A 10,682-nucleotide genomic window follows, 5' to 3' on the forward strand; every position below is an offset into this window, starting at 1 on the left:
GCCGGGGTGCGGCCGGCGGGGTGCGGCGGCGGGCGTGCGGCCCGTCACACCGCGGGCACGGCCGCGGCGGCGGGCGCGGGGCCGCCGAGCGCGTCGCGGATCCCGGGCTGGGTGAGCCGGGTCATCCGGCGCCAGCCGCCGAGCCGCTCGTACGCGTACATCGCGTTGATTCCCGCGGCGAGCGCGGCGGCCTTCGGCGCGGGCCAGCCGAGGATGCGGCCCATGTGGTCCATCACGGCGAGACTCACCTGTCGGTAGATCGACATCTCGACCCTGGCGCAGGAGACGAGCGTGTCCAGGATGAACCTGCCGTGGCCCCGCGCGGCGAGGCGGAGCAGCTCCTCGTGGCAGTAGGCGAGGTGGTTGTCCTCGTCGCCGCTGATCATCCGTACGGCCTTGCCGACCTGGGGGTCGTCGCCGAAGTGCTTCTTCAACATGTCCATCTGGTCGGTCGCGCGCTGCTCGGTGACCCTGCTGTGCGCGAGGTACACGATGATGTCGCGCTCGGTGAGCGGTTCGTCCCCGCGGAGCTTCTCGTGCGCGAGGCCGATGCCGCGCTGTTCGAGCAGGACGGTGTAGTCGGTTTCGAGCGGCACCTCGACCGGTTCGAGGCCGCGCTTCTTGAGGAGCGCGTTGAAGATCCGGCCGTGCTTGTCCTCGTCCGCGCCGTGCCGGGTGATCTTGGGAGCGAGGTCGCGCATGGTGTCGGGGACGAGGGCGGCGATCCTGCCGTTCTCCCAGCCGCCCTGGGCCTCGCCCGACGCGGCGATGGAGCAGAACAGCTGGAACGCCCGGTCGTCGTCGACCATTTCCTTGAACAGGCTCTGGGCAGAGAGCATCTCTGGCTACCTCCATCTGGACAGACGTCCGCAGGAGACGAGTCAAAGCGGGCCACCGGTACCCGGCAACAGGTGGCGCGCTCCACTGGGCCGAAAGAAGGACGGCGTACGGCCGTAACCCGGGCGGGCGCACGGCGTTGTCCTGGGAGACGGCGGCCGTGGCGGGGAGACCCCCGAGCCCCCACCACGGCCGCACCTCTTATCCCCCGGTTGTCCGGCGACCTCGCCGCGAGCCCGTGCGCGGCGTGCCTACTCCGCGAGGCCCGCCCGTTCCAGCGCGTCCGCGCCCGCACGCAGCGACGCGACCCGCTCGTCGAGCGTCAGGCCCGCGGGAGCGAGGGTCAGGGTCGTCACGCCGACCGCCGCGTAGGCCTGCATCCGGTCGGCGATGCGCGCCACGGGACCGAGCAGCGTCGTCGAGTCGATCAGGTCGTGCGGCACGGCGGCCGCCGCGCCCGCCCTGTCGCCCGCCAGGTACTTGTCCTGGATCTCCGCGGCCTCCTTCTCGTACCCCATCCGCCCGGCGAGGCGGTTGTAGAAGTTCTGCTTCCTGCTGCCCATGCCGCCCACGTACAGCGCGGTGTACGGCCGGAACTGGTCGGCGAGCGCGGGGATGTCGTCGCCGGTGGCGAGCGGCACGGTCGGGCAGACGTCGAAGCCGTCCATCGTCAGCCCCGCCTTCTCCCGGCCCGCGCGCAGAGGGGCGAGTGCCGTCTCCTCCAGGTGCTCGGCCGCGGGGAAGATCAGCAGCGCGCCGTCGGCGATCTCGCCGGTCTGCTCCAGGTTCTTCGGGCCGATCGCGGCGATGTAGAGCGGGATGTGCGGCCGCTGGGGGTGCACGGTGAGCTTGAGCGGCTTGCCGGGGCCGCCGGGCAACGGGAGCGTCCAGTGCTCGCCCTCGTACGAGACGCGCTCGCGGGACATCGCGGCGCGCACGATCTCGACGTACTCCCTGGTCCGCGCGAGCGGCTTGTCGAAGGCCACGCCGTACCAGCCCTCGGAGACCTGCGGGCCGGAGACGCCGAGACCGAGGCGGAAGCGGCCGCCGGAGAGCGAGTCGAGCGTCGCCGCGGTCATCGCGGTCATGGTGGGCTGCCGGGCCGGGATCTGCATGATCGCGGAGCCGACGTCGATGCTCTCCGTCCTGGCGGCGACCCAGGACAGGACGGTCGGGGCGTCGGAGCCGTACGCCTCGGCCGCCCAGCAGACGTCGTAGCCGAGCCGGTCGGCCTCCTGTGCGACGGCGAGGTTGTCGCCGTCCATCCCCGCACCCCAGTACCCGAGGTTGATGCCGAGCCGCATTGCCGCACCCGCTCCCTACTCGCCCTACTCACCGGTAATGTCCTGTCGCAGGGACTGTAGCGCGCGGGCGGTCACCCGTCAGCCGCCCGGCGGCAGCTCGTCAGCCGCTCCTCACGGGGCGTGTTGTCCACAGCCCTCTCTGCCGGCGGCGCCGTGGCCAGTAATCTCAGCCCCCATGGAGCAGAGGCATCTCGGCAGTACGGGACTGCGCGTGTCCCGCATCGGGCTCGGCACCCTGACCTGGGGCAGGGACACCGGCGAGCACGACGCCGCCGACCAGTTGAAGGCCTTCTGGGAAGCGGGGGGCACGCTGATCGACACGGCGGACGTGTACAGCGGCGGGGACGCGGAGTATCTGCTCGGGCAGCTGGTGGAGCGGCTCGTGCCCCGCCAGGACCTGGTGATCGCCACGAAGGCGGGGAGCGTGCCCGACCCCGACCGCCGCTTCGACGGCTCCAGGGGGCACCTGCTCGCCGCGCTCGACGCCTCGCTCGAACGGCTCGGCACGGACTACGTGGATCTCTGGCAGGTGCACGCCTTCGACCCCGAGACGCCGCTCGAGGAGACCCTGCACGCGCTGGACATCGCGGTGACCAGCGGGCGCGCGCGGTACGCGGGGGTGTCCAACTTCTGCGGCTGGCAGCTGGCGAAGGCGGCGACGTGGCAGCTGGCGTCGCCCGGCATAAGGACCAGGCTCGCCAGTACGCAGATGGAGTACTCGCTGCTCCAGCGCGGCGTGGAGCGCGAGGTGCTGCCCGCCGCGCTCGACCTGGGCGTCGGCCTGCTGCCCTCCTCGCCCCTCGGGCGGGGCGTGCTGACGGGCAAGTACCGGCACACGACGCCGCCGGACTCGCGCGGCGCGAGCGACATGGCGATGTTCGTGGAGCCGTACCTCGACGGCGCGGCGAGCCGCGTGGTGGACGCGGTCGCCACGGCGGCGGACGGCCTGGCGACCAGCCCGCTCGCGGTGGCGCTCGCCTGGGTGCGCGACCGGCCAGGGGTGGCCGCCCCGATCGTCGGCGCGCGCAACGCGCGGCAGCTCGGCGAGGTGTTGTCAGTGGAGGGCCTTAGTCTTCCTGACGAGATCTGCCGGGCGCTCGACGACGTGTCCGCCCCGGTGCACCGCTACCCCGACCAGGACTGGAGCACGCTGTGACGACGGACCGCGACCCGGACGAGGCGACCGTCGACGCCCCGGAGCCCGCCGGGACGGCCTCCGGCCCCGAGGGGGCCGGGCCAGGGACGGGCGCGCCGGAGCCGGCCGACGCGGACGCGGCGGCGCCGGACGGGCCGGCCGCGGAGCCGGCCGGGGCCCGTGGGGCCGCGGACGCCGAGGGTGAAGGGACTGCCGGTACGGCGGACGGGGACGCCGGGGCGGCTGACGCGGCCGGGCGTGACCGTACGGACGGGACCGCCGGGGCGGCCGACGCGGCCGAGGGCGCGGACGCGGCGGCCGACGCCGACGAGGGCGCCGGGACGGCCGACGCGGACGAGACCGCGGCGACGGCTGACGCGGGCGCGGTGGACGGCGGTGCCGGGGGGAGCGCCGGCGCGGGTGGCGCGGGCGGGCTGAGTGAGGCGCAGGCCGAGCTGGCCGCGCAGCGGGAGCTGCGGGCGCGGATCGAGCGCCGCAAGGCGGAGAAGGCGGCCCCCGTCGACGCGGGGAGCGGGCTCAGCGGCCGGGCCGCCGACCTCCTCGCGGCGGTCCGCGCCGTCGAGAGCGGGGGCGCGCCCGACCCCGCCGTGCTGCGTCCCGACGCGCCTGAGGCGCCGGCGCGGCCCGCCGCGCCGCCGGCCCAGGCCCGTACGGCTCCGCCGTCCCCGGCGGGCCCCGGCCCCGGGGCGGCCGACGCCGTGGCGGCGGTGCTGCGGGAGGGCGGCGCGCCCGAGGCGCTTGCAGGCCCGGCGGTCGCGGCGCTCGGGGAGGGCGCGGCCGAGGCGCTGCGGCAGGACCCGTGGCAGCTCCTCACGGTGCCCGGGGTGCGGCCCGAACAGGCCGACGGGTTCGCCAGGACGCTGCTCGGCGCCGCGTGCGGCCCCGACGACGGGCGGCGGACTGTCGCGCTCGTGGTCTGGCTGCTGGAACGCGCCGCCGTCCAGGGGCACACGGCGCTCGACGCGTCCGCCGTCAGGGCCGGGCTCGGGCAGTACGGCGTGCCGGACCCCGAGGCCGCGGTAGGGAGCGCCGCGGCCGAGGGCGCGGTGCTCGTCTTCCGCGACGAGGACGAGGAGGAGCCGTACGGGGAGGAGGCACGGGACCCGGAAGGCGCGGAGGCAGGGGACCCGGAAGGCGCGGAGCACCGCGGCGCGGAAGCGGCCGAAGAGTCCGGGGCGGACGGAGCGCCCGTGCTGCTCGGCCTCGACCGCTACGCGCTCGCCGAGGAGAGCCTCGCGGACGGTCTCGCCCGCCTGGTGAAGACCGTGGAGGAGCTGCCCGCCGGGCCGTGGGCCGAGGCGGAGCGCGCGGCGCCCTCGCCGTCCGCCGCCGAGCTGCTGCGGGCCGTCGCGGGCGACGGGCTCGTGCTGCACACCGGCGGCGAGGCGGCCCGCGCCGAGCCGGCCGCCGTCGCGGCGGCGGACCGCGCGCTCGGCCTGCGCAGGGCCGTCGCCGCGCACAGCGAGAACGCCAGGGACCGGCTGCGCGCCGGGGGCGCGGCGGACGCCGTCACCGTGCCGGAGCTGCTGTCGGGCGCCGCGGGCCCCGGGCGGGACGCGGACGGCGCGCTCGCCCTCGACCTGCTGGTGGTGCTCGACGCGCCGCAGCTGGACGTCGAGTCGGCAGCCGTGCTCGTCGAGTCCCTGCCGGACGGCGGCAGGCTGCTGCTCAGCGGGGACCCCGGCGTGCTGGGCTCGGCGGGCGCGGGCCGGGTCTTCGGGGACCTGCTGGCCGCGCGGGTCTGCCCGCAGGTCGCGTCCCGCACGCCGGATCCCGGCCCGATCGGGGAGCTGGTCTCCGGCATCGGCGTCGGCGAGCTCGCCCAGGTGCCCGCGCCCGACAAGGAGATCGTGATCGTCCCGGTGCGGGACGCGGGCGAGGCGGTGCACAGGACGGTGCAGCTGGTCGCGGAGTCGGTGCCGCGCGCCTTCGGCCTGACGGCAGAGCAGGCGCAGGTGGTCACGGTGGGCCACGGCGGCTCCGCGGGCACGCGCGCGCTGAACGCGGCGCTGAAGCAGCGGCTCGCCCCGGGCCCCGGCCGCTTCGGCGGCTTCGACCCGGGCGACCGCGTCGCGTACGTGCCGGCGCCCGGCCGTACGGTGCAGGGCGTGGTGGACTCGGCGCAGGCCGATGGGCTGCGGGTGCGGCTCGACGGCGCCGGGGGGCCCGGCACACCGGGGCCTGCGGTGACGGTGGCCAGGGAGCGGGTCGACGCCGAGCTGCGGCACGGCTGGGCGCTCACGGCGCACCAGGCGGCGGGGATGCGGTGGCCCGCGGCGGTCGTGGTGCTGCCGGGCGACGCGGCGCAGGCGCTGACGCGGTCATGGGTGTACACGGCGTTCGGGCGGGGCGAGCGGCACCTGTCCGTGGTGCACGGCGCGGACCAGGCCCTGCCGAGGGCCGTGGCGGAGGGCGAGAGTCCCTCCGCCGTGCGCACCACTCGGCTGCGCCCGCTGGTCGAGGCGCTTCTCGCACCCGAGCCCGCCCCCGCCCCGTAGGACCACGCCGGCGCCGCGGCCGCCCGCAGGGCCGCGCCCGGGGCCGTGGTCGTACGGCGCGGCCCCGGCGTGCCCGCGCCGTACGGCCTCCGGACACACCGCGGCCGCCCCACCGCGACGGGCGGGGCGGCCGTGGCGCGCCCCCGAGGGGGCCGGGGGTACCGGGCCCGCCCGGGGCACGGCACCCGCCTAGGCCTCCTGCTCCTCCAGGTCGTCCTGGTCGAGGTCGTCCTCGTCGAAGACGGCGCTGACGTCGAAGCGGCAGACGACCTGCTGCGGGTCGGCCTGCTCGAAGGGCGACGACAGCCACTCGCCGGGCTCCGGCAGCTCGTCCTGTGCGGAGACCCACAGGGTCGAGTCGCCCTCCTCAAGACCGAACTCCTTGTGCCGGGAGGCGATCTCGTCGGGTTCGTACTCGCCGAACAGGACGCCGAGGGCCGCGTGGACGCTGCCGCCGACGACCGCGGCGGCGCCGGCCGCCGACAGCACGTCGTCGTCGGCGTCCGCGATGCGCTGTGCCTGTGCCAGCAGCCGCTCCGGTTCCGCCACCGCGTAGTCGCGGCGGATCAGGACGCTGAGGGCGTGCGGCTCCTCGGGGCCCGCGTAGGGCGGAAGGGAGTCGTCGGGTTCCGGGATCTCGAAGGGGGTCACCTCGTCGTACCGGTGGTAGAGCCGCTCGTCATAGACCTCGGCGGCAGCCGCGAGCGCGTTGAACGCGTCCGAGACCGCCTGGTCGTCCTCACCCGTGCGGTTCTCGACGGCCGCCAGGTGCCGGTCGAGTGCGGCCTTGACCGCCTCGGCGGCGGCGCGTACGTCGGCAGCGGTGGGCTGCGCAGCATCAGACATGGAGCAGACGCTATCCGTATCCAGGGTCTGGTCGCACAATAGATGCGATGCCGGAATACGAATTTGTCGATGTGTACGTGCCCCGCGGGGTGTCCCGCAAGGAGACGACCCGTCTCCTGACGGACCACGCCGAGTACGGGCACTGGGAACTGGACCGACTGAGCCTGCACCGGGACGGCAGCCGCAGGGTGCGGCTGCGTCGGCGCATCATCCGACAGGTGCGCGCCACCTGGTGAGCCCGGCCCGTACCGTGACAGCGGGACGGGCCCCGCCCGTGTGAGGGGTGCGGGGCCCGCCCGTGGCTTCGTGCGTGCCCGTCCTGCGGCCGTCGTTACGCGGCTGCGCGGGACCTGCGGTAGAGGATCGTGCCGGCGAGCAGCATGCCTGCGGCGGCGGGCACGGCGATGCCGAGGCCCGCGGAGCCGGTGTGCGCGAGCTGCGGCGTCGTCTCCGCCACCTGCTGCGTCTTCGGCGTCTCGGGCGCGGGCGGGGTGTTGCGGTGGACGACCGGGGCCGGCGGGGTGACCGGGGTGGCGGGGTGGTGCGGCGCGTGCGGGGCCGGGGGCGCGGGCGGCGTGTCCGTGTTCTCGCAGGACTCTCCGGTGACCGGGTTGCCGATGCCGAGCACGTCGATGCCGAGGCCGCAGGCGTTCACGGGGATGTCGATCGGGATGCCGATGCCGTTGCCCGAGCCGACGCCCGGGGAGCCCGAGGTGTCGCCGCCCGCGTGCGCGCCGCCACCGGTGTGGGAGCCGCCCGCGTGGGAGCCGCCGCCCTGGTGGGAGCCCCCGCCGCTCTGGTGCCCGCCGCCCTGGTGGCCGCCGTCCTGGTGCGAGCCGCCGCCCTGGGAGGTGTTGGCACAGTTGTTACCCATCGCCGGGTTGAGGAGCCCGACGACGTTGACGGTGTTGCCGCACACGTTGGCCGGAACATGCACCGGCACCTGCACGTTGTTGCCCGACAGCACCCCCGGCGAGCCGACGGCCGCGCCCTCGGCTCCCGCGTCGGCGTGTGCCACCCCGCCGCCCAGGGCGAGTACGCCGCCCGCGGCCGCGAAAGTGATCAGGCCCTTGCGCGTGCCCTGTCTCATCTGTTGATCCCTGCCTTCTGCAAAGCGGAATACCTCCGGCCGAACCGGAGGCGTGATACCCGCGCGGCCCCGGAGCGCATGGCGTGCACTCCGGGGCCACCGGATTCAGGCCCTGTCGCGGGCCGACCTACAACGTCAGGCGTTGACGCAGGTGTTGCCGAAGGCGGGGTTCAGCAGCCCGATCACGTTGATCGTGTTGCCGCACACGTTCACCGGGATGTGCACCGGCACCTGGATCACGTTTCCGGAGATGACACCGGGAGACTGCACCGCGGCGCCCTGGGCGCCCGCGTCGGCGGAGGCCACACCGGCGCCCGCGAGCACCAGACCACCGGTGACTGCCGCGGCCGCGACGACCTTCTTGAGCATTGTTCCTCCTCGTTGGCAAAGCGCGGCCCCAGCTGCGGACCGCACACCTGTAACGAGGAGGGAGTAATGAGGCTACGAGCTTATGGTCGGATTCACCCTTCTCCGCGAGCGGCCGGACGCACGAGCGAATCGCGCGTCCGGCCGGTGCCGCACGGGCGCCCCGGCGCGGGGGCTCAGCAGTGGTCGATGAACCGGTCGAGCACCCGGGCGCCGAAGCGGAGGCCGTCCACCGGGACCCGCTCGTCCACGCTGTGGAACATCCCGGCGAAGTCCAGGTCGGGCGGCAGCTGGAGCGGTGCGAAGCCGAAGCCGCGGATGCCGAGGTCGTCGAAGGACTTCGCGTCCGTACCGCCGGAGAGCATGTAGGGGACGGCGCGCGCGATCGGGTCCTCGGCGCTGAGCGCCGTCTGCATCGCCTCGACCAGGTGTCCGTCGAACGTCGTCTCGACCGCCTTGTCCGCGTGCACGTCCTCGCGCCGCACGCGCGGGCCGAGCACCCGGTCGAGGTCGGCGAGGAACTCGTCCTCGAAGCCCGGCAGGAAGCGGCCGTCCACGTGGGCGGTCGCCTGGCCGGGGATCACGTTCACCTTGTAGCCGGCGCCGAGCATGGTCGGCGCCGCCGAGTTGCGCAGCGTCGTGCCGACCATCTTGGCGATGCCGCCGAGCTTGGTGAGCGTGGCCTCCATGTTCTCCGGGTCGAGCGGGGTGCCGAGCGCGTCGGACAGCTCGTCGAGGAAGGAGCGCACGGTCTTGGTGACGCGCACCGGCCACTGGTGGCGGCCGAGCCTCGCGACGGCCTCGCACAGCTCGGTGATGGCGTTGTCCGTGTTGGTCATGGAGCCGTGGCCCGCCGTACCGTCCACGGTGAGCTTCATCCAGTGCATGCCCTTCTCCGCGGTCTGCACCAGGTAGAGCCTGAGGTCCTCGCGCGCCGTGAAGGAGAACCCGCCGACCTCGCTGATGGCCTCGGTGACGCCCTCGAACAACTCCGGGTGGTGGTCCACCAGGTGGCGCGCCCCGTAGGTGCCGCCCGCCTCCTCGTCCGCGAGGAAGGCGAGGACGATGTCGCGCGGGGGCTTGCGGCCGCTGCGCATCCGGTCCCGCACGACCGCGAGGGTCATCGCGTCCATGTCCTTCATGTCGATCGCGCCACGGCCCCACAGGCAGCCCTCGGCGATCTCGCCCGCGAACGGGTCGTACGTCCAGTCGTCGGCGTTGGCCGGGACGACGTCGGTGTGCCCGTGGATCAGCAGCGCGGGCCGCGACGGGTCCTCGCCCTCGATCCTGGCCACGGTGGAGGCCCGGCCCTTGTGCGACTCGAAGATCTTCGGTTCGAGGCCGACCTCGGCGAGCTTCTCCGCCACGTACTCGGCGGCCACGCGCTCGCCCGGGCCCGAGTGGTCGCCGTAGTTGCTCGTGTCGATCCTGATCAGGTCGCGGCACAGGTCCACGACCTCGTCCTCGCCCGCGACGGCCCGCTCCGCGCTCGGCTCGCTCACGCTGCTCACTCCCACGATCGTTGCTGGTGATGCCCCCATGGTGCCCCGAGTACCGGGGTGATCGAAGGCCCCCCGAAGTTTGCTATGGTTTTCCACGTCGGAACGGCCACGGGCCGTCGGCAGACACCTTGTCCGGGTGGCGGAATGGCAGACGCGCTAGCTTGAGGTGCTAGTGCCCTTTATCGGGCGTGGGGGTTCAAGTCCCCCCTCGGACACTCTCGAAGACCCCGGCCCATCGCCGGGGTCTTCTGCTGTGCGCGTCGGGCGCGGCCTCCGCGCCCGCACCCTCCGTGGCGCGGAGGAGGGACGAGGCGGGCCGGGGCCGGGCGGTCAGCCGGCGCTGCCGAACAGCTGGGTCCAGTACGTGCCGAGCCTGCTGCCCGTCGCGTAGCCGACGCCGATGTGGGTGAAGTCGGGGCGGAGGATGTTGGCCCGGTGGCCCGGGCTGTTCATCCAGCCCTGGACCACCTCGGCGGCCGAGCGCTGCCCGCAGGCGATGTTCTCGCCGATCCCCCGGTGCGTGGCGCCCGCGGCGCGGGCCCGGTCCCAGGGCTGGCGCCCGTCCGGGTCGGTGTGGGCGTAGAAGTCCCTGCCGACCATGTCCGCGCTGTGCGCCTGGGCCGCGCGGGCGAGCAGCGGGTCGGCGGCAAGCTGGCCGAGGCCCGCGGCGGCCCGCTCGGCGCAGGTGAGGCGTACGACCTCGGCGGTGAGCCGGTCGAGGCCCGCGGGGGTGAGCGGGGACGCCCACACGGCCGTCCAGAACACCTCGCCCGCTCCCCCGCCCGCGCGGGCGTGCCCGATGCCGAGGTGAGTGTAGGCGGGGTCGGCGAACGGCGCCCTGCCGTGCGGCTGCGAGAGGCAGTACGCGACGAACCCGGCCGCGTCGCGCGGCCCGGAGACCAGGTGTTCCGTGAGGGCGAGGCAGGCGAAGCCGGCCCGGTCCACGCGCTGGTAGACCGAGACGCCGTCGGGGGTCTCCACGTCGAGTGCGCCCGCGGCGGCCATGGCGGCGGCGTGCTCGCCCGCCGCGTCGCAGAGCCGGCCGTCGAGGGCGACGGGCGGCGCGCCCGCCGCGGCGCGCTC

General features: G+C 74.9%; 10 protein-coding genes and 1 tRNA gene. 4 read left to right on the forward strand and 7 right to left on the reverse strand.

Features of this window, described 5'->3' with window-relative positions; all coding sequences use genetic code 11:
- Window positions 1-44: 44 nt before the first annotated feature.
- Together ABEA77_RS32815 and ABEA77_RS32820 are read right to left on the reverse strand one after the other, a co-directional pair.
- Window positions 45-839 (reverse strand): ferritin-like domain-containing protein, encoded by a 795-nt coding sequence (locus ABEA77_RS32815; protein WP_345655664.1) that lies wholly within the window; start codon window positions 837-839, stop codon window positions 45-47.
- A 249-nt stretch (window positions 840-1,088) separates the two neighbouring features.
- Entirely contained in the window at window positions 1,089-2,141 is a 1,053-nt protein-coding gene (locus tag ABEA77_RS32820; protein ID WP_345655666.1) for an LLM class F420-dependent oxidoreductase, read from the reverse strand.
- A gap of 175 nt (window positions 2,142-2,316) precedes the next feature.
- On the opposite strand from ABEA77_RS32820, the gene ABEA77_RS32825 reads away from it, so the two are divergent.
- Together ABEA77_RS32825 and ABEA77_RS32830 are read left to right on the forward strand one after the other, a co-directional pair.
- A complete protein-coding gene (locus tag ABEA77_RS32825; protein WP_345655668.1) occupies window positions 2,317-3,297 on the forward strand; it encodes an aldo/keto reductase in 981 nt (326 codons plus the stop codon).
- Complete coding sequence (locus tag ABEA77_RS32830) at window positions 3,294-5,795, forward strand: helix-hairpin-helix domain-containing protein (RefSeq protein ID WP_345655670.1); 2,502 nt, start codon at window positions 3,294-3,296, stop codon at window positions 5,793-5,795. Before ABEA77_RS32825 ends, ABEA77_RS32830 begins: the two co-directional genes overlap by 4 nt.
- Before the next feature lie 189 nt (window positions 5,796-5,984).
- On the opposite strand, the gene ABEA77_RS32835 is transcribed toward ABEA77_RS32830, so the two are convergent.
- Window positions 5,985-6,641 (reverse strand): hypothetical protein, encoded by a 657-nt coding sequence (locus ABEA77_RS32835; protein ID WP_345655672.1) that lies wholly within the window; start codon window positions 6,639-6,641, stop codon window positions 5,985-5,987.
- Between the two features lie 47 nt (window positions 6,642-6,688).
- Between ABEA77_RS32835 and ABEA77_RS32840 the strand changes: the two genes are divergently transcribed.
- Window positions 6,689-6,877 carry a DUF5703 family protein gene (locus ABEA77_RS32840; RefSeq protein WP_345655674.1) on the forward strand — a complete coding sequence of 63 codons (189 nt, stop codon included), beginning with the start codon at window positions 6,689-6,691 and terminating at the stop codon, window positions 6,875-6,877.
- A 95-nt stretch (window positions 6,878-6,972) separates the two neighbouring features.
- Here ABEA77_RS32840 and ABEA77_RS32845 read toward each other — a convergent pair whose 3' ends face one another.
- The 3 genes from ABEA77_RS32845 to ABEA77_RS32855 all read right to left on the reverse strand — a co-directional run bounded on the left by ABEA77_RS32845 (window position 6,973) and on the right by ABEA77_RS32855 (window position 9,599).
- Complete coding sequence (locus ABEA77_RS32845) at window positions 6,973-7,731, reverse strand: chaplin (protein WP_345655676.1); 759 nt, start codon at window positions 7,729-7,731, stop codon at window positions 6,973-6,975.
- Between the two features lie 135 nt (window positions 7,732-7,866).
- Window positions 7,867-8,100: a chaplin ChpH gene (chpH, locus tag ABEA77_RS32850; RefSeq protein WP_345655678.1), complete on the reverse strand. Its 234-nt coding sequence runs from the start codon at window positions 8,098-8,100 to the stop codon at window positions 7,867-7,869.
- A gap of 173 nt (window positions 8,101-8,273) precedes the next feature.
- A complete protein-coding gene (locus ABEA77_RS32855; RefSeq protein ID WP_345655682.1) occupies window positions 8,274-9,599 on the reverse strand; it encodes a M20/M25/M40 family metallo-hydrolase in 1,326 nt (441 codons plus the stop codon).
- A 130-nt stretch (window positions 9,600-9,729) separates the two neighbouring features.
- On the opposite strand from ABEA77_RS32855, the gene ABEA77_RS32860 reads away from it, so the two are divergent.
- Window positions 9,730-9,814, forward strand: a tRNA-Leu gene (locus tag ABEA77_RS32860).
- A 115-nt stretch (window positions 9,815-9,929) separates the two neighbouring features.
- On the opposite strand, the gene ABEA77_RS32865 is transcribed toward ABEA77_RS32860, so the two are convergent.
- The coding region (locus ABEA77_RS32865) for a CAP domain-containing protein (RefSeq protein ID WP_345655680.1) at window positions 9,930-10,682 on the reverse strand (753 nt) is incomplete at its 5' end.

The sequence above is a fragment of the Streptomyces tremellae genome, assembly GCF_039540215.1.
GTDB classification, from domain to species: Bacteria; Actinomycetota; Actinomycetes; order Streptomycetales; family Streptomycetaceae; genus Streptomyces; species Streptomyces tremellae.